The organism is Nitratidesulfovibrio sp. SRB-5 (genome assembly GCF_019931275.1).
GTDB lineage: Bacteria > Desulfobacterota > Desulfovibrionia > Desulfovibrionales > Desulfovibrionaceae > Cupidesulfovibrio.
The window spans coordinates 1030784-1050296 of the sequence record NZ_JAIOTY010000002.1 but is presented as its reverse complement, the minus strand read 5'-3'; the positions used below and the strand labels follow the sequence as shown (position 1 = coordinate 1050296).

At 68.2% G+C, this 19513-nt stretch carries 11 protein-coding genes; 4 read left to right on the top strand and 7 right to left on the bottom strand.

Translation table 11 applies throughout. From position 1 onward, the window contains the following. The first annotated feature begins 71 nt into the window (after nt 1-71). From K6142_RS11735 to K6142_RS11725, 3 genes are all read left to right on the top strand, one after another. On the top strand, nt 72-4688 hold the full coding sequence (locus K6142_RS11735) for a response regulator (RefSeq protein ID WP_190244558.1): 4617 nt from the start codon (nt 72-74) through the stop codon (nt 4686-4688). Nucleotides 4689-4796: 108 nt separating this feature from the next. Continuing rightward, nucleotides 4797-5972 (top strand): two-component system response regulator, encoded by a 1176-nt coding sequence (locus tag K6142_RS11730; RefSeq protein WP_190244557.1) that lies wholly within the window; start codon nt 4797-4799, stop codon nt 5970-5972. Nucleotides 5973-6444: 472 nt separating this feature from the next. Then, complete coding sequence (locus tag K6142_RS11725) at nt 6445-7851, top strand: glycosyltransferase family 4 protein (RefSeq protein ID WP_223290309.1); 1407 nt, start codon at nt 6445-6447, stop codon at nt 7849-7851. A gap of 123 nt (nt 7852-7974) precedes the next feature. Here the strand turns inward: K6142_RS11725 and K6142_RS11720 are convergent, their stop codons facing one another. The 7 genes from K6142_RS11720 to K6142_RS11690 form a co-directional block, all read right to left on the bottom strand. After that, nucleotides 7975-9534, bottom strand: a complete 1560-nt coding sequence (locus tag K6142_RS11720) for a DHA2 family efflux MFS transporter permease subunit (protein ID WP_190244556.1) — start codon at nt 9532-9534, stop codon at nt 7975-7977. An 18-nt stretch (nt 9535-9552) separates the two neighbouring features. After that, the gene (locus K6142_RS11715; RefSeq protein WP_190244555.1) at nt 9553-10863 is read right to left on the bottom strand and encodes an HlyD family secretion protein; all 1311 of its coding nucleotides are present in this window, start codon (nt 10861-10863) and stop codon (nt 9553-9555) included. A gap of 589 nt (nt 10864-11452) precedes the next feature. Beyond that, nucleotides 11453-12340, bottom strand: coding sequence for a substrate-binding periplasmic protein (locus K6142_RS11710; protein WP_190244554.1), 888 nt, complete (start codon nt 12338-12340; stop codon nt 11453-11455). 394 nt (nt 12341-12734) lie between these two features. Beyond that, nucleotides 12735-14798, bottom strand: coding sequence for a cache domain-containing protein (locus K6142_RS11705; protein ID WP_190244553.1), 2064 nt, complete (start codon nt 14796-14798; stop codon nt 12735-12737). Nucleotides 14799-15180: 382 nt separating this feature from the next. Continuing rightward, nucleotides 15181-15750 (bottom strand): tetratricopeptide repeat protein, encoded by a 570-nt coding sequence (locus tag K6142_RS11700; RefSeq protein WP_190244552.1) that lies wholly within the window; start codon nt 15748-15750, stop codon nt 15181-15183. A gap of 23 nt (nt 15751-15773) precedes the next feature. Then, the gene (locus K6142_RS11695; protein ID WP_223380856.1) at nt 15774-16328 is read right to left on the bottom strand and encodes a C39 family peptidase; all 555 of its coding nucleotides are present in this window, start codon (nt 16326-16328) and stop codon (nt 15774-15776) included. 191 nt (nt 16329-16519) lie between these two features. Beyond that, a complete protein-coding gene (locus K6142_RS11690) occupies nt 16520-16918 on the bottom strand; it encodes a PA2779 family protein (protein WP_190244550.1) in 399 nt (132 codons plus the stop codon). Between the two features lie 654 nt (nt 16919-17572). Here K6142_RS11690 and K6142_RS11685 point away from each other — a divergent pair. Beyond that, entirely contained in the window at nt 17573-19351 is a 1779-nt protein-coding gene (locus K6142_RS11685) for a hypothetical protein (protein WP_223290315.1), read from the top strand. Nucleotides 19352-19513: the final 162 nt, after the last annotated feature.

The following is a 19513-nucleotide window of genomic DNA, read 5'->3' as shown; positions in this document are numbered from 1 at the left end:
CTCGCCTATACTGCGACATGCATTCCCGCCCGGTCCCCACGGGCACTCCTACGGCAGGAAGGAGCCCCACCATGCCCACCCCCCCGGGCCCCATGCTGTTCCGCCATCTTTCCGTCTTCCAGCGGCTGCTCATCTGCACGCTGCTCATCGTCGCCTTCAGCATCGTCCTCGGGTACAGCACCCTGAGCCTGATGAGCGACATGGCCGAAGACGCCAACACCGTCTACCGGCACACCTTCATCGCCACCAGCAGTCTGCAGCAGGCCAAGGAAAGCGTGGAGCGCATGCGCGTGGCCATGCGCGAGCAGATCATCGAGGTGGACGAGGCCATCAAGGCCGAGCAAGTGGCCACCCTGCGGCGCGAGGAACGCCTGTTCCACGACTGCATGGAAGCCGTGCGCGCCAATTTCCAGGGCGAGCCAGCCCTCATCGACGCCCTGGCAAGCCACTACGACGACTTCCTGTCCATGCGCGACCGGGCCATGACCATGGCCGAAAACCGCGAGATACAGGAAGCCTGGCGGCTTACCGAATCCTCGCCCCAGAATCCGGCCGACCGGCTGCTGCACGCCATCGACGACCTGATGCACGCGGCCCGCTCCACGGCGGAACATTTCTTCCAGTCCTCGGTGACGGAAAACAGGACCACGTTGCTCAAGGCCATTGCGGCGTACGGACTGTTCTGCGCCATGGTCGTGGCCATCACCTATCTTGTCAGCTGGAGCATCCGGCGGCGCCTGCTGGCCCTGACCGGCTGCGTCAAGGCACTGGCCGACGGCGACCTCGACGTGCGGATCCCCTACGGCGAGGAACGCAACGAAATGGGGGCCATGGCCCGCTCGCTGCAAGTGCTGCTGGGCGTTTCGCGCCAGATGGAGCAGCAGCGCTGGATCAAGGCCCAGATGTCCGAGACGGCCACCACCCTGCAACAGGCGGGCGACCTGGATTCCTTCGGCCAGCGACTGTCCGCCGTGGCCGCGCAGGTATCCGGCGCCCCCTACGCGGCGCTGTACGTGCCCAACGACGACGGCGTGCATCTCGATCTGGTGGCCTCGCTGGGCGGCATCGTCGGCGGCCCGCCCGCCAGAATGCCCAGGGACGGCGGGCTGGTGGGCCGTTGCGCCGCCACGCGCGCACCGGTGGAGCTCACGCCGCCGGAAGGAGAAACCCTGCGCTTCGCCACCGGGCTGGGCGACGTGCACCCCGCTTCGTTGCGGGCCTATCCGCTGCTGCTGGGCGAACGGCTGCTGGGCGTGCTTGAACTGGCCACCCTGGGGCCGCTGCCCCCGCGCGCCGCCACCCTGTTCGAGGACATGCTGCCCATGGCCGCCCTGTCGCAGGAAGTGCTGGAGCGCAACCTGCACACCCGCAGCCTGCTGGACCAGACCCGCAGCCAGGCAACGGAACTGCAGGAAAGCCGCGAATTGCTGCGCCGCAGCGAGGCCTTCTTCCGCGCCGTGTTCGAAACGGCGGGCATCGGCATCGTCAGCGAGCGCAGGGGGCTTGGCATCGACCGGGCCAATCCCGCCTTCATCGACTTCATCGGCATCAGCGAACCGGAACTGCGCGGGCGCGACCTTGAGGATTTCTTTCACCCCGACGACCGCGAGGCGCTGGAAGCCCTGCTGGGCCGCCTGGACCCCGACAAGCTGGAATACGCCGCCCCGCGGCACGGAAGCCCGGAACATGACGGGCTGGACACCGGCGAGCCGGACCCGGCCCGCTCCACCTTCACGGTGCGCGCAGAGCACCGCTACCTGCGTCCCGACGGCGAGGTGCGCTGGGCCGACGTGCGTTGTGCGCTCATCGGAGACAGGGACATCACCCCCCGCCGGGTCACCCTGATCAACGACATTACCGAACTCAAGGAGCAGCAGACAGAACTGAAGGATACCGAGGCCTGGTACCGGGGCATTGTGCATTCGGCCCCGGACGCCATGGTGGTGGTGGACGGAGAGGGACGCATCGTGCTGTGCAACCCGCAGTTGGAACGGCTGCTGGGCTACGAGACGGGCGAGCTTACCGGACATCTGGTGGAGGAATTCCTGCCAGAGGAAGTGCGCCAACGCCACGTGAAGCTGCGCAACGACTTCCTGGCCTCGCCGCTCCAGGTCATCGGGCATGAGCGCGAGGTGATGGGCGTGCGCAAGGACGGCACCCGCCTGCCGCTGGAAATCAGCCTCAGCAAGCTGCCTCCCTCCGACCGTCACCCCATGAGCGCCTGCGCCGCCCTGCGCGACATCTCCATCCGCAAGCGCACGGAGGCGGAACTGCGCCGGGCCAAGGAAATGGCCGAAGAAGCTACCCGGCTCAAAAGCGACTTCCTGGCCAACATGAGCCACGAAATCCGCACCCCCATGAACGCCATCATCGGCATGACCCACCTGGCCCTGAAGACAGAGCTGGACCCGCGCCAGACAGACTACGTGCGCAAGATACGCGCCTCGGGCCAGCACCTGCTGGGCATCCTCAACGACATCCTCGACTTCTCCAAGATCGAGGCGGGCAAGTTGACGGTGGAGAACACCGAGTTCGAACTGGAAACCGTGCTCGACACCGTGGCCAACCTGGTCTCGGAAAAGGCCGCCACCAAGGGGCTGGAATTCGTGCTCGACGTGGCCGCCAACGTGCCCCCCGTACTGCGGGGCGACCCGTTGCGCCTGGGGCAGATTCTCATCAACTACGCCAACAACGCGGTGAAGTTCACCGAACACGGCGAAATCGTAATCCGTGTGGAAACGCTGGAAACGGGCGATACCGACGTGCTGCTACGCTTTGCCGTGCGCGACACGGGCATCGGACTCACCGACGAACAGAAGGCCCGGCTGTTCGTCTCGTTCCAGCAGGCGGACACGTCCACCACCCGCAAGTACGGCGGCACCGGCCTTGGCCTTGCCATCGCCAAGAAGCTGGCGGACCTGATGGGCGGCGGCGTGGGCGTGGACAGCGCCCCCGGCGGGGGCAGCACCTTCTGGTTCACGGCCCGGCTGGGCCTGGGTTCCGGACGGCGGGCCCTGCTGCCGCGCATCGACCTGCGCGGCCTGCGGGTGCTGGTGGTGGACGACAACCCCCAGGCCCGCATGGTGTTGGCCCACATGCTGGAAGGCATGACCTTCCGCCCGGTCATGGCGGACGGCGGCGAGACCGCGCTGGAACTGCTGCGCGAAGCCCAGGACGCGGACACCCCCTTCGGCATGATCTTCCTGGACTGGCAGATGCCCGGCATGGACGGGCTGGAGACGGCCCGCAACATCCGCTTGCTGGCACCGGACCTGCCCGTGGCCATCGTTACCGCCCACGGGCGCGAAGAGATTTTCGCCGCGGCCGAGGGAGTGGGGGTGTCCGCCGTACTGGTGAAGCCGGTGCAGCCATCCCTGCTGTTCGACACGGCCATGCGCCTTCTGGGCGCGGTGCACCCGGCCCCGCGCGCCGCCGTACCCCCGCCGGATACCCGCCCCGCCATGCTCGACGGCGTGCGCGGTTCGCGCGTGCTGCTGGTGGAGGACAACGAACTGAACCGCGAGGTGGCCCTGGGGCTGTTGGCCGAGGCCGGGCTTGCGCCCGACGCGGCGGAAGACGGGGCGCAGGCGGTGCGCATGGTCATGGAGGGCGACTACGACCTCGTGCTGATGGACGTGCAGATGCCCGTCATGGACGGGTACGAGGCCACCCGCACCATCCGCCTCAGCCGGGGGGCAGACAGCCTGCCCATAGTGGCCATGACCGCCAACGCCATGCGGGGTGACCGCGAGGCGTGCCTGGCGGCGGGCATGAACGACCACGTGGCCAAGCCCATCGACCCGGACGAACTGTTCGCGGCCCTGATCCGCTGGCTGCCCCGGCGGGGCGAGGCGGAGCGGAAGGATGCCGCGGACACCACAGCCCCCGGCACGTCGCCCGCCACGCAGGCGGACACGTTGCCCGGCGCATCCCCCGGCACGTCGCCTGCCTCCGGCCCTGGCAGAGGAAACGGGCAAAACGACGCCAGGCACGTTCTCGACCCGGAAGCGGGACTGCGCCGGGTGCTGGGCAAGCAGGCCACCTACCACACATTATTACGGCGCTTCGTTTCCCAGCACGCCGACGCGGCCACGCGCATCGCCGAACTCATCCAGTCCGGCGACGGGGCGGCGGCCACGCGCGAGGCGCACACCCTGAAAGGCGTGGCGGGAACCCTGGGCGCCCGCGCGGTGCAGTCCCAGGCCGCCGACCTGGAAGCGGCACTGCGCCACGAGGCCTCGCAAGAGCACACGGCAGAGGTGCTGGCCCTGCTGCGCATATCGCTGGACGAGGCGGTGCGGGCCATGCACCGCCTGCTGGACGCCACCCGGCCCGACCCGGCTGGCGCCGCACCGGGCGCCACGCCGGATGCGCCCGTCCGGCAGAGCGACAGATCAGGTGACGCAGCAGGCGACGGGCACGAAGCCGGACAAGACACCGGACCGGAAAGGAACCTGGCAGACAGCGAGCTGTCCCGTGCGCTGCCCGAAGGCCTTCTCGACCAGTTGGAAACGCTCATCGAGGAAGACGACAGCGAGGCCGTCGACCTCTTCAACACCCACTCGGATGCCCTGCGCGCCGCTCTGGGGCAGCCTCTGGTAACCGGCATGGGCGAGGCGTTGCGCGCCTTCGAATTCGAAACCGCCCTGGAGATGCTGCGCTCGGCCCGTCCACCCTGCGACGGCTGACCGGTGCCGGACAACCGCGCCGGGAACCACACCGCAGCAACGCCCCAGCCTCTTTCCGTACCGCGCCCCATGCCCCGCTCCAGGTCCACACAGCCACGAGAGGCAGCCATGACCGACACGCCCCTTCACGCAGACGACACGCGGCGCACCGTGCTGGTGGTGGACGACACCGCCGACAACCTGACCCTGCTCAGCGACCTGCTGAAGGACACCTACCGGGTCAAGGTGGCCAACAGCGGAGAAAAGGCCCTGCGCATCCTGTCATCCGGCAACCCGCCGGACCTCGTGCTGCTGGACATCATGATGCCCGGCATGGATGGCTACACGGTGCTGCGCAGGCTGAAGGAACTGCCCGGCACGGCGGACGTGCCGGTGATCTTCCTCACCGCCCTGTCGGAAGAGGACGACGAGCGCATCGGCCTGGAACTGGGGGCCGTGGATTACATCACCAAGCCGATCAGCCCGTCCATCATGCTGGCCCGTGTGCGCACCCACCTGCAGGTCAAGGCCGCCCGCGACTTTCTGAAGGACAAGAACGAATTCCTCGAGGACGAGGTGGCCCGCCGCATGCGCGAACTGGCCGCCGTGCAGGACGTGACCATCATGGCCATGGCCTCGCTGGCCGAAACGCGCGACAACGAGACCGGCAACCACATCCGCCGCACCCAGCACTATGTGAAGGTGCTGGCCCAGCACCTGTCGGAGCATCCGCGCTTTTCCGCCGCGCTCACGCCAGAGGACATCCCCCTGCTGTTCAAGTCCGCCCCGCTGCACGACATCGGCAAGGTGGGCATTGCCGACCGCATCCTGCTGAAACCCGGCAAGCTCACGCCGGAGGAATTCGAGGACATGAAGCGCCACCCCGCGCTGGGGCGCGACGCCATCATCGCAGCGGAAAAACAGCTGGATACGCCGGTATCATTCCTGCGCCACGCGCGCGAGATCGCATACTGCCACCACGAAAAGTGGGACGGCAGCGGCTACCCGCAAGGCCTTTCCGGCGACGGGATTCCCGTTTCGGCCCGGCTCATGGCCCTGGCCGACGTGTTCGATGCGCTGATCAGCCGCCGGGTATACAAGCCCCCGTTCGACATGGAGAAATCCGTGGAGATCATCCGCCAGGGGCGCGGCTTGCACTTCGACCCGGACGTTGTGGACGCCTTTCTGGTCAACCTGCAAACATTCCGGGACATCGCCGACCGCTACACCGACTCGGAGGAAACGCTGGAAGAAACCCGCTCGCGCACCGAAAAGGATTACCCGCCCTCGGGCGCGCGAGGGTAAGACGGCGCATCGTCGGCCCGGCCGGCATGCGGCGACCGCGCCCGACGGGAATCGTCCGGTCCGGCACGGATCGATAGGGATCGGCACGGATCAATAGGGACTGGCTCGAACTGGCCCGGACTGGCCTGAACTGGGCCGGGCTGGCCCGGACTGGCACAGACTGGCACAGACAGGCACGAACCGTAGGGGGCGACATGCGGGCCTGCCCGGCAAGATCCCCGCGGCGGACCCACGCGGCGGAGAAGGCAGTCGGCAAGAGGCCGGGCCCCCAGGACGGGGGTGCAAAGCAAGGGGAACAGGACAGGGCAGGCGGGCGGAATCCATCACAGGGAGCAGCCGCGCCATGCCCAGGCGGGCGACCGCCCGCCTGATGGCGGCCTTGCACCCTCCGTGGCCGTTTGCTAGACCAAGCGGGCGTTCGGGCGTTCCGCCCCTTTTCCGCGCCCCGGCGCACACCCCCACCCACCCAGCCATGCCAGACACCCCCACCGCCCCCACGCCCGACGGCCCCCAACCCGAGGCCCACCAACAGGATGTCCACCAGCACGGGGTACACCACCCCGCGGCTCCCCATCCCGAGACCGTCACGCCAGCGGTCGCCCCGCCAGATGTCGCCCCGCCAGATGTCGCCCCGCCAGATGTCGCCCCGCCAGATGTCGCCCCGCCAGATGTCGCGCTGTTCATCCGCACCTACTCGCGCTACGGCGGCGTGGAACATTTCTGTTACCGCTTCCATGAATACCTGCGCGCCCACGGCGTGCCCGTGCGCGTGCTGTGCGGCGAAATGGCCCCCGACGTGCCCGGCGCCAAGGCCCCTGCCCTGCGCCAGCACAGCGACGGCCCGCAGGCCGATCCGGATGCCGCGCCGCTGGCCGTGGACATCCGGGTGCTGGGCCTGTGGAGGCCGGGCCGGTTCATGAAAAACCTGGGTCTGCACCTTGCCGCCACCCGCGCCCTGCGCGAGTTGCCGCCGACCACCATCAGCGTCAGCTTCGGGAACATGGCGGGCTGCCACATCCACAGGTCGGGCGGGCCGCACCGCGACTTCATGCACAACAGCCTGGCGGCGCAGCGCTCGCCCCTGCGACGGTTCACCAAGGCGCTCTCGCGCCTGCTGAACCCCAACAACCTGCTGATGGCCGTGCTGGACCGCAAGATATACAACCACCCGGCCACCCGGCGCGTCATCGCCATCTCGCAGAACGTGCGGGCCGCCGTGGCGCGCCAGTTTCCCCATTCTCCGGCCACGGTGGTGGTCATACCCAACGGGGTGGACACCCGGCGCTTCAACATCCGGCGTTTCACCGACCTGCGCGGCGAATCACGGCGGATCGTGGGCCTGCGCGAGCAGCACCGGGCCATCGGATTCTGTTCCAGCAACTTCGAACTCAAGGGGCTGGACCGGCTCATCGCCGCGCTGGCCCACCTGCCCGAGGAATACGTGCTGGTGGTGGCCGGGGGGCGCCGCAGCCGCAAGTACGCCGACTACGCCAAATCGCTGGGGGTGGAAAAACGGGTGGTGTTCCTCGGCAAGGTCGCGGCCGCCGACATGCCGCGCTTCTACGCCGGGCTCGACGTGCTCTGCCACCCCTCGTTCTACGACACCTTCGGCAACGTGGTGGCCGAGGCGCAGGCCATGGGCGTGCCCACGGTGACCACACGCGCCACGGGAGCCTGCGACCTCATCGACGATGGCCGCACGGGCCGGGTGCTGGACCAGCCGGAACCGTGGGCGCTGGCCAACGCCATCTTCGACCTGCGCGACGTGAAGGCCGGTACCGACTTCGGCTGCGTGGAAGACGACGAGCAGGTCTTTGCCCGATACCTTGAAGTGATCGAAGCCGTGCGCGCGGAACTGGCCTCCGACACAAGGGGCTGATACCGGACGCAGCTCCACCTTTCGCACGGCACACGCAAGAAATGGCCGTCGCTCTCGGGGAGCGGCGGCCATTTTCTCATCAATACCCGGCATCACCGGCAGCCAGAAAGCAACGTCCGGCACTTATTCCACAAACCCCTCATGCTTGCCCCTCGGCGGCCTGCGCATGAACCACACGCAGAAGAACAGCAGCAGGAAGATGGCCCCCTGCGAAAAGAAGGCGTCGTTGAAGGCCAGGGCGGATGCCTCTCGCTGGAGCATCTGGTAGATCACCACGCGGGTGCGTTCGGCCAGGTCCGCCACCTCGCCAAGCTGCATGGCCAGCCCGTTGCGAATCTGCTCGAAGCTCAGCTCGTAGGCGGGCGAGAGGGGCGTCATGCCTTCCGCCAGCACGCTGTGGTGGTACTGGGTGCGCCGGGCCAGCAGCGTGGTAACGAAGGCCACGCCGAACGAGCCGCCCAGGTTGCGCAGCAGGTTGTACAGCGGCGATGCGGTGTTCATGGCCTCGCGCGGGACGTAGGCGAAGGTGACCACCGACAGCGAAACGAAGAAGAACGGCATGGCTATGCCTTGCAGCACGCGGGCAAAGGCCGCCGTGCCGAAGTCGATGTACAGGTTGAACCCGGCCATGATGTGCAGCGAATACGCACACACCAGCATGCCGAAGGCCAGCATCCAGCGGGCGTCGATGCGTTCGGTCAGCTTGCCCGCCACGGGCATGAACACCAGCGCCAGCATGCCCCCCGGCCCCAGCACGAGACCCGCGAGATAGGCGGTGTAGCCCATCAGCCCTTGCAGGAACAGCGGCAGCAGCACGATGGACCCGAAAAAGGCGAAGAAGCCGAAGAACATCACGGCGTTGCCGATGGCGAAGCTGCGGTTTTTCAGGATGCGGAAATCCAGCACCGGCCTTGGGTGGCGCAATTCCCAGAACACCAGCCCCACCAGTGACACCGCCGAAACCACGGCCAGGGTGGTGATGAAGGGCGAACTGAACCAGTCGTCCTGCTGGCCCTTGTCCAGCACGATCTGCAACGCGCCGATGCCCGTGGTCAGCAGGGCCAGCCCCAGGTAGTCCACCACCTCGCCGCGCTGGCGGCGTTCCATGTACGGCGGGTCGAACAGGAAGGCCCCGGCCAGATACAGGGCCAGCAGCCCCACCGGCAGGTTGATGTAGAAAATCCACCGCCAGGTGAAATTGTCCGTCAGGTAGCCGCCCAGCAGCGGCCCCAGGATGGGCCCCAGCACCACCCCCACGCCGAAGATGCCCATGGCCATGCCGCGCTGCTGGGGCGGAAAGGTTTCCATCAGGATGGCCTGCGACATGGGTTGCAGCCCGCCCCCGCCAAGCCCCTGAAAAATGCGGAACAGGATGATCTGGGCCAGGCTGGTGGCCGCCCCGCACAGTAGCGAACTGGCGGTGAACACGGCGATGGACAACATGAGGAAGCGCTTGCGCCCCATGAGCCGCGCCAGCCACCCGCTCATGGGGATGACGATGGCGTTGGCCACCAGGTACGAGGTGAGCACCCAGGTCACCTCTTCCTCGCCAGCGGCCAGGCTGCCCTGGATGTGCTTGAGCGCGACGTTGGCCACGCTGGTATCCAGGATTTCGATGAGCGTGGGCACCATCACCGCCAGGGTGATGAGCCAGCGGTTGACCGATTCGGGATCTTTCGACATGCGGGGCTGCCGTACCGGCTACTGCCTGGGGGCCGACGGGGCGGGTGCGGTGGCGTTGGCCATGCCCGTCGCCACGCCCGCAGCGGAACCCGTACCGTTGGCGGCGGGCTTCGCCGCCTGCCCGGCACTGGCGCCAGCCCCTTCACCGCGCACGGCGGCACCATCCGGTCCCACGGCGCGCGGGGGCACCTCGGAAACGCCCCTGCCGGTAAAAATCACCGGCACCACGCTCATGCCCACGCGCAGGGGCGGCATGGTGGCGGGGTCGTAGTCGGTCAGGCGCAGCCGCACGGGTATGCGCTGCACCACCTTCACGAAGTTGCCCGAGGCATTCTGGGGCGGAAACAGCGAAAAGGCCGCGCCGGTGCCCGCCATGATCGATTCCACCTGGCCCTTCAGCACCAGGTTGGGATAGGTGTCCACGCGGATTTCGCAGGGCTGGCCGGGCTTCACGTCGGTAAGTTCGGTTTCCTTGAAGTTGGCCGTCACCCACAGGTGGTCGGGCGACATGGGCACCACGGCCATGATCGGCTGGCCGCGCGTGACCATGCGGCCCGGCTCCACGTTCTTCTTGGTCACGTAGCCGTCCACGGGGGCGCGCACGGTGGTCCATTCCAGATTCAACTCGGCCTGGCGCACCTTGGCCTGCTGGGCCTCCACCTGGCGGGCGCGGATTTCCGCCACCACCTGCCCGGTTCCGGCCAGATCCACCTCGGCGCGCACGCGGCGCATTTCGGCCTCTGCCGCCGCGCGGGCCTTGCTGGCGGCCTCCAGTTTGGCGCGGGACGATTCCAGCCGGGCCTTGGCGGCATCGTCGGTGGAACGGGCGCGGTCCGCCGCCTCTCTCGAAACGGCACCCTGCCCCACCAGCGCCTCCAGGCGGCGCCGGTCCAGGGCGGCCTGTGCCTGCTCCGTGGACATGCGCTCCATTTCGTAGCGGGCGGCGTCCTCTTCGTCGCGGGCCTGGGCGGCGCGGCGCTTGGTGGCCTCTTCCACGGCCTGGGCGCCGGTCACCCGGTGCACGGTCTGCGAAAGCTCCAGCGGCACGCCCCGCTGCAACGCGGCAAGCTGGGCGCGCGCCTCGGCCACGGCCACCTCGTATTCGGTGGGGTCCAGCCGGGCCAGCACCTCGCCTTCCTTGACGAACTGGTTGTCCTGCACGGGCACGTCCACCACGTAGCCCGCCACGCGCGGCGAAACCATGAAGATGCGCCCGTCTACCTGCGCGTCGTCGGTTTCCACCTTGCCGAGGCCATGCCAGTACCAGATGCCCGCCGCCAGAACCATGACGCCAAGCAGTATGCCGAGGATGCGCTTTTTGCTGTTCATGCCGTATCGCCGTGTGGGCACGCGCGGGCGCGTGGTGTGCGTGTGGGAAAACCGGCCATGGCGCACGCGCGGAACAGCCGGGCTTCTGTCGTGGAGCCGGAACAAAACATGCCGGGCCGCCGGGGCCCTGTTCCTTCAAGGAAAGGAGCCCCCGGAGGTGGCGTCGGAATTGCCGCTTTCGGGACCGGCAATGCATAGCGCATGCCGTACCGGGGGCGCAACCGGACAATGCCGGTCACGGTGGCATTCACCCACTCTGATGAGGGTGATCGCCTGCGCGCGAACCGGCGTGGAGCGGCATAGCGGAGGGATGCATGGCGCAACCCGGCGGCAACGGATTGTCGCACTCTCACGGACTGTCGCAGTCGCGCGGATTGTCGCACTCTCGCCAGCCGTCACACTCTCGCCGAGGAATGTCGCGCGGTGACAGCAACGGATATTTCCGCCGAACATTTCTGACGGACATTTCAACCAGAAACGGCAGTCTGACGCGCATCAGGGGCATCAGAAGGCATCAGGAGATATCCGGGATATCTGAAAGTATCCGAGATGCACGGGGTGGCTTCACCGTGCGACGCGTCCTGCCCTGCTACCGGCCCTTGCCGCCCTGCACATCGGGATAGGCGGATTGCAATCCGTACCGGGCAAGGCACCGTTGCAGCTCCCCCTCCCGGTGCAGCATGCGCAACGCGGTCTCGAAGGCTTCCACCACTTCCGGCGCGGTGCGGCGCGAAAAGGCCACCGTATAGTCCACCCGGTTGTGCCAGCCCGCGTAGCGCAGGTTGGCGATGCGCAGCAGCGCGATGGTGGCAAGGCCGTTCTCGCGGTTGGAGAACACCGCGTCGATGCGGCCCTGTGCCAGTTTGAGGAACCCGGCATCATTATCGGTCGCCACGTCCACCGTCATGGGCACCTGTCGCGCCAACTGGTCCAGGATGTTCGCCGTCAGCGAAGGGCCGTACACCCCCACCCGGTAACCAGACACGTCGCGGGGGGTGACGTAGCGCAGGGGATTTTCCGTGCGCACGAAAAAGCCGTATTCGGCGCGCAACAACGGCGGGCAAAAATGCAGCCACTGCTGGCGATCCGACACAAACCCGATGGTGAAGATGCCGTCCGCGTTGCCGTTGCGCACCTCCTGCTGCGCGCGCGCCCAGGGCAGCAAACGGAAGGTGCAGCCCACGCCCATGCGCTCGCAGGCCATGCTGATGATCTCGGCCACGGGTCCGGCCACGCGCTCCGTGTCGCCGTCGCGCTCCAGGTAATTGAACGGCGGAAACTGCTGGGTGACGAAGACCAGCCCGGAGGCATCAGGCGGTCCGCCCGGCCCCGCCCCCACGGGGGCCTGTCGTGCCTGGGGCGCCGCAAACTGGCCCGCCGGAAGCGAGTCTGCCGGAAGCTCGCTCGCCTGTGCGGCCACCGCCGCCAGCGGCAACGACAGGAGCAGGCAGGCGACAAGGCATGCCGTCAGGCGCACCAGACCGCGCCCGGCACGCCGGACTCGGCAGTCTTGGCAGTCAGGCACGGGCCACGGCCATGCCATGCGGAACCCATCACACTGCACACCCCTGCTCCTTTCCCTGCCCCCGGTTGTTGCCCCGGTTGTTGCCCCGGTTGCTGACCCTGTTGCGGCCCCGATTGCTGCCCGTTTGTTGCCTGTCCGGCCAATCCTGATGTGCTCAGGGCCTGTTCCGGCCTGTTCCGGCCTACTCCAGCCTACTCCAGCCTGCCCGAACCAGTCCGAACCAGTCCGGGCAGGGCCTCCGCCTTGGCCCCCGGCGCTGCAAAAGCAAACGGGGCGCGGATGCGGCCACCCCGCCAACGCGGTGCCCGGGTCGACCACGCCGAGGATTCCAGCCTCAGGCAGACGGCTACTGGACCTGCGACAGCCGGGCCTGCAACAGCAGCCGCTCGCTGACGTCCTCGATGGTGCACACGAAGTGGGTCACCGCGCCAGCGGCGTCGCGCAAAGGAGCCAGGCGGCATTCCGCGTCAAATGGCTTGCCGTCGCCGCGCCGCAGCCGGGTTTGCCCGCTCCACGCCCTGCCCTGGGCACGGGCCGCCAGCAATGCGGCAAACCCGGCGTCCCCACTGCCGTCGCCAGCCGTCCCGGCATCACTCCCGGCGGCTACACCGCCCCCCCCACCTGCGGCACCAAGGTCCGCAAGGCGACGGTCCACCGCGTCGGTGCGGGGCCAGCCGGTAATGGCCGCAAAGGCCGGGTTGGCATACCGGATGGAACCCTCGCCATCCAGAATCAGCAAGGCACCGGAAAAATTCTCCACCGCCTGCTCCAGCAGGCGCCGCGCGTCTTCGGCCCGGCGACGCGCCGTAAGGTCGGTGAGCACACCGATGATGCCGCCCTCGCCCGCCGTGCCTCCGGCAAACACGGTCTTGGCCACGCTGAAATGGTGCGTGGCCCCGTCGGCGCAGCGCAGGGTCTGCTCGCCAAAGCGGGTGCCGCCCACATGGCGCAGTTCGTCGTCGTCGCGCAGCACGGCACCGGCCACGTCCGCCGGGTACACGTCGGGAAAGTCGCCCGGCGGACGACCGCGCACGTCTTCTCGCGCGCAGCCCAGCACCATCCGCGCGAAGCTGTCGTTGCAGTCCACGAAGCGGCCCGTGAAATCGCGGTAGTAGATGGGGTTGGGAATGGCATTCATCAGCGCCTGCAAAAAGGCCAGGCGGCTGCGGGCCTCTTCTTCCGAGGCGGCGCGGCGTTCCAGTTCGCCCAGGTAGTCGGCGTTGAGGCGGGTCAGTTCCGCCGTGCGCGCCTCCACCAGTTGGCCCATGCGCAGGCTGTGCCCTTCCAGGTTGCCCATCAGCCTGTTGAAATAGTTGGCAAGATCACCAATTTCATCATGCGTTTCCGGCACTATGCGCACCGAAAGGTCGCCCCCGGCGCCCACGCGCACCCGCTCGGTCAGCCGCCGCAACGGCCCGGTGATGCCCGCGCTGGCGTACAGGCTGGCCAGCGCCACCACCCCGGTGGCCGCCAGCAGCCACACGAGGGCAAGGCGGCGCATGCGGTCGAGGGGGGCGTAAATCTCGTCGGTATACCCGGATGCGGCCACGATCCAGTCGTAGTCCGCAAGATAGGCGTAGACCACGATCTTCTCGCGGTAGTGGCCTTCGCCGGGGTTGCGCCAGGAGTAGACGATGCGGCCCGACCGCTTTTGCAGCATCTCGCGCACGAAGCGGCGGCCCGTGTCGTCGCGCGCGTCGGCGATGTCGCCCGGCTCCATCACCGGGTGCACCAGCAGTTCGCCCGCACCGGTCATGATGTAGGCATAGCCGGTATCGCCCACCCGGTGCGAGAGCACGGCATCGCGCAGCATGGTGACGTCCAGCAGGTTGCGGAATTCCTCGCGGTAGGCAGAGGCGGAAATGATCCAGTCCCACGGCTGGAACCAGGTCATGTGCAGCGCCTTGGGGCGGGCGTGCGTTTCGCCGGGGTTGCGCCATTCGTACTGCATGAAGCCTTCGTGCAGGCGCGACTGGTCCCGCACGAACTCGAACTCCGAAAGATCGCGCCCCAGCAGTGACGGCACCGGGTGCACCGCCAGGGTGGCGTTGGAGGTAAGGCAATAGATGTAGCCTGACCGGGCTATGCTCATGCGCAGCAGGATGGCGGCGGCATTGGCCTTGGCCTGCGCCTCGGTGATGGCGCCTGAACGGTAGCGTTCGTATTCCAGCGCCACCACGTCGCGGGCCTTTTCCGAAGCGGCACGCAGGTAGTTGCGCACCGCAAGGTCCGCCCCCACGCGCACGGTGCCCAGAATGGACTGGGTGGCCGCGTGCAGCCGCTCTTCGACGGCCTGTTCCACGGCATTGCGGGCATATATGTACGCACCGGCGCCGCCGCACAGCAGCAGCACGAGGAATACCAACATGTAGCTGGCAAGCAGTTTGCCGCGAATGCCCAGACCCGTCATGCCGCCTCCACAGAGTATCCGATGGCCTATCTTGCCAGATGAAACGCGCGCGGGAAAGCCCGCCCCGGCAACCTTGCGAAAAAACCGGCGACAGTGTGCGATGCGGAGCTGCGGAACCGCCCCCCGGCGACGGGGTGACGGGGGCGGGGCGACGTGACGCCGGGATGACGGGGTGACGGGACGGATGGCGGAAGAAAGGCGGACAGGCTGCGGGCAGGCTGCCGAAAGGAAGTGAGGCCCCGGGAAATGCAGACCGAGGAACCGCAACGGTCAACGACGCGGCCCGCCGCATCCGCGTGACGGTGGATGCGGCGGGCCGTCGCTGGCGTCGACCGTGCCGTGGAGGGGCAAGGAGGACAGGAGCCCGAAAGCGCAAAAGGCGCTACTTGTTTCGCGCGGCCTTCACCTGGTTCAGGGTGTCCTCGAAGCTCTGGCGGTGGGCGTCGTCGGCAAGGCGCACGGCCTCTTCGGCCAGGCGTTGCGCTTCCTCCAGCCGCTCACCGCGCGTGAGCAGCAGCCAGGCCAGATTGTTGCGCGCCGGGGCGGATTCCGCCTCGGGCAGGGTGCGGATGGCCTTGCGGTAGTGGCTTTCCGCCTCTTCCAACTCGCCCTTCTGGAACAGCAGGTTGGCCAGGAACAGGTGGGCCTGGGGCACGTCGTCGCGCACGGCTTCGGCGTATTCGCGCCGGGCCAGATCCAGCTCGCCCTTCTGCTCGTAGGCGCGGCCCAGTTCCAGGTGTTCCGGACCGGACAACGGATCCTGATAGATGCCGATGCGCGGCAGGGCGCATCCGGTCAGCAGCAGGGTCAGCAGCAGGCACGGCAGGACGGCGCCCGATACGGGGCGTGACATGCAGCGGAACATGGGGCGCGGCATGCCGACAGATCGGGCGGGCCGCAGGCTGGCTGAAGCGGAAACAGGGGTGACGGCAAGGGGCGTGGTGTCCGGCATGGAGCCTCCCGTGACGGTTCGGGCTACGGGGCGGGCGCGGGGCCCGGCTCCTGCCGCCGGACCTCCAAAGTCCAGCGGTCGGTGCGGTCCCAGGTGCGCAAAAACGAAGCCCACGGCAGCCGTTGCAGGGGGGTGCGGTCGGAATTCACGATGACCGCGTCGGGCGCGTAGCCCACCACCACCATGAAATGATAGGTGCTCACCAGCCCATAGCCATGGTCCACCATGACGATGCGCGGCTGGCCGGAATCCACGGCGGCCATCAGGTCGGCCACGGAACCGTCGTACCAGCGGCTGGAAAGCCCGAGGGTGCGCGGGTACAGGGCAAGGTCCAGCGAAAGCGTGCCGTGCATGCCGGGGCGAAAGATGGCCTCGGCAATGCCGTCCGGGGTGGCCTGGGCGCCCGTCAGCCCCATGTGGCGCAGCACCCCGGCCAGCGAAGCGGGGCCGCACTGGTATTGTTCCTGCGCAAAGAACGGCACGTCGGGGATGATCCGCTCGGCGGCGGGTCGGGCGGGGTCCGGCGCAAGGCTGCCGGGGCCGCGCACGCAGCCCGCGCAGGCCAGCGCTGCACACAACAGCAGCAGGCCCGGCAAAGACCGCGAGAGCAGACGGCGGACCCGTGACCGGATGGCACCTGGGTACGCGGGGGCCGGGCGTACGGCCCGGCATGCTGGCGAAAACTTCATGGGCATGGCGGAAATGGCACCCCCGCTACCCGCACAAGCCGTGGCCTGCGCGGGCAGCGGGAGCAAAATGGAGCGCGCGGCTACTGGACGACCACGCGGCGGTCGGCGAAGTGCAGGATCAGCACCACCAGCAGGATGACGACAAGGATGGCAATGACGAAGCCGAAGCCGTCGCCGCCGTGGGTCAGGTTGTCGATCTTCTTGGCCAGGTCGTGCAGTTCGGCGTCGGACAGCATGGACAGGCGCTGTTCCACTTCGGCGGAAGAGTAGCCAAGAGCTTGCAGGCGCTCGGAAACCATCTTGTTTTCCAGGGCCTTCTGCACGGTGCCGATGTCGCTGGAGCGCTGTTCCCCGGCCACGATGCCGGCGTTGGGAACGAAGGCGGCTTCCACGCGGGGCACGAAGCTGAGCAGGCCCATGACGGCCACCATGACCATGGCGATGTGACGCAGGGCGCGCCAGTTCAGAAGCATGTACATGTGTTCCTCCTTCTTTGGGGGGTCGCCGTCGCCGACACCCCGGAACCGCACCGTTCCGGGTCCGGCTTGCGCGGCGCGCACACGGCATTCGTGAAATTTTCTAGACTTGCCTAGCAGACTTGCATGGCGATTACAAGACACTCCGCAGCGTGGATGCGGCACCAGCCGTTCCCGAATGCGAAACGGACACGGGGCTGCACCGCCCTTGCCCTGCCTTTGGCCGAAGCATGCGCACGCATGCCCGGCGCATGGCGGACGTTCAGCCCGAACATCCCGCACGTGCGCATGCGCACGGTGTCCGGCCATATTGGGGTGGCATCGGGCGGCATTGCGGTTGCCGTGCCGCCCGCACCACATGAGCGCTGCCGCCCCCTCCCGCCACAGCGGCACGGCGTCGCGCCCCTGCCCCAGCGCCGACACAACGCCCAACACGCGCGACTGTCATGCGCGCCCGCCGTGCACGCTCATCATGCGTGACTGTCATGGCCGCACCCCCTCCGGATGCCCGCGCCACCCCGTTGCGCCCCCCTCGTGGCCGCCGCGCCCCGTTTCGTCCCGTGTAGGGTGTGCGCCATCGGCCACCCTTCACACCAGCCCCGCACCGGAGGATTTTCCGCCATGCCAGCCGCTCCCATGGTTCCGCCCGCAGCCGCCATGCCCACCACCCGGCGCGATGCCGCCGCCCTGTACGCCGACCTTGCCGCGGACGCCGCCCGAAGCGGCCCCGCCGCCCTTACCGCCGTGCAGGCGGAACTGGGCCGCCGCGACCTGTTCTACCTGCTCACCCGGCTCATGAACCGGGCCGACATGGACCGCGACTGGCTGTTCGAACGCTGCCGCGAGGTTCAGGCCGCGCCCGACGGCCACCTGGACCTGTGGGCGCGCGAACACTACAAATCCACCATCATCACCTTCGGCCAGACCGTGCGCGACATCCTGAACGACCCGGAAATCACGGTGGGCATCTTTTCCCACTCGCGCCCGGTGGCCAAGGACTTCCTGGGTCAGATCAAGCACGAGTTCGAGCACAACGACCTGCTGAAGCGCCTGTACCCCGACGTGCTGTGGGCCGCGCCCCGGCGGCAGGCCCCGGTGTGGTCGCTGGACAAGGGCATCGTGGTGCGCCGCCGGGGCAACCCCAAGGAGGCCACCGTGGAGGCGTGGGGACTGGTGGACGGCCAGCCCACGGGCAAGCACTTTCGCCTGCTGGTCTACGACGACGTGGTGACCCGCGACTCGGTGACCACCCCGGAAATGATCGCCAAGGTCACGGAATGCTGGGCCCTGTCGCTCAATCTGGGGGCCAGCGAGGTGACCGGCGCAGACCATGGCGGTAACAGTGGCGGTAACAGTGGCGAAGAAGTCCGCACGATAACGGACGAAAGGAACGGTGTCGCCGCCCGCGCGAACGATACGGGGCTGGCCGCGGGCACGCCTGTCCCTGCCCCCGCCGACGCAGGCACAGGCAGTGCGCCGCCCACAAGCGGGGCGGGACGCCGTCGTTACATCGGCACCCGCTACCACTTCAACGACACCTGGCGCACCATCCTCGAACGAAGGGCGGCAACGCCGCGCATCCATCCCGCCACGGCCACCGGTGCCCCAGATGGCCCGCCAGTGCTGCTTTCACCGGCGGCGCTGGCCGAAAAACGCCGCCAGATGGGACCGTACGTGTTCGGCTGCCAGATGCTGCTGAACCCCGCCGCCGACACGGCACAGGGCTTCCGCGCCCAATGGCTGCGCCGCTATGCGTCCGATGCGGCGGGCAACGGAGCCGACCACTGGCGCTCATCCCCCCTGGCCCGCTGGGGCCACTGCAACCGGTACCTGCTGGTGGACCCGGCGGGCGAACGCAAGAAGGGCAGCGACTACACGGTCATGCTGGTGGTTGGACTGGCCCCGGACGGCAACCGCTACCTGCTGGACGGGGTGCGTGACCGGCTGAACCTAACGGGCCGGGCCGCCGCGCTGTTCCGCCTGCACCGGACATGGCGGCCATTGGCCACGGGCTACGAAAAATACGGCATGCAGGCCGATATCGAGCACGTGCGCACCGAACAGGAACGCCGCAACTACCGCTTCGACATCACCCCGCTGGGCGGCCCCATGCCCAAGAAGGACCGCATCCGCAGGCTGGTGCCGGAGTTCGAGCAGGGCCGCATGCTGCTGCCCCACCGCCTGCCCTTCGTGGATGCCGAGGGCAAACGGCGCGACCTGGCGCGGGAATTCGTGGACGAGGAGTATCTGGCCTTTCCCGTGTCCCGGCATGACGACATGCTGGACTGCCTGGCGCGCATTCTGGACCCGGACCTGGGCGCGGAATTCCCCGACCCGGACTCCGGAGGGTTCGGTCCGGCGGGGTACGGCGCGGGCCATGGCGGTCACGACGGCACGGAACACACCGCGCATATGGAGTATCCCCTGTATGGCTAGGCCCGCATCATCCCTTGCCGCGTTGCCGGGCGCCCGGAGTGCCCGGACCGCCCGAGTTGACCGAACTGGCCGGACTGCGCGAACTGGGCCGGCTGTGCAAATTGGCCCGGCTGTGCGAACTGGCCCTGCGGGTCGGACTGGCCCGACTGAGCATCCCGCCCC

Bases quoted from the DNA above. Each gene is read 5' to 3' on its own strand.
- K6142_RS11700 (WP_190244552.1), bottom strand. From the start codon at position 15,750: ATGCCGGACACCACGCCCCTTGCCGTCACCCCTGTTTCCGCTTCAGCC.
- K6142_RS11705 (WP_190244553.1), bottom strand. From the start codon at position 14,798: ATGACGGGTCTGGGCATTCGCGGCAAACTGCTTGCCAGCTACATGTTG.
- K6142_RS11735 (WP_190244558.1), top strand. From the start codon at position 72: ATGCCCACCCCCCCGGGCCCCATGCTGTTCCGCCATCTTTCCGTCTTC.
- K6142_RS11690 (WP_190244550.1), bottom strand. From the start codon at position 16,918: ATGTACATGCTTCTGAACTGGCGCGCCCTGCGTCACATCGCCATGGTC.
- K6142_RS11730 (WP_190244557.1), top strand. From the start codon at position 4,797: ATGACCGACACGCCCCTTCACGCAGACGACACGCGGCGCACCGTGCTG.
- K6142_RS11725 (WP_223290309.1), top strand. From the start codon at position 6,445: ATGCCAGACACCCCCACCGCCCCCACGCCCGACGGCCCCCAACCCGAG.
- K6142_RS11715 (WP_190244555.1), bottom strand. From the start codon at position 10,863: ATGAACAGCAAAAAGCGCATCCTCGGCATACTGCTTGGCGTCATGGTT.
- K6142_RS11685 (WP_223290315.1), top strand. From the start codon at position 17,573: ATGCCCACCACCCGGCGCGATGCCGCCGCCCTGTACGCCGACCTTGCC.
- K6142_RS11720 (WP_190244556.1), bottom strand. From the start codon at position 9,534: ATGTCGAAAGATCCCGAATCGGTCAACCGCTGGCTCATCACCCTGGCG.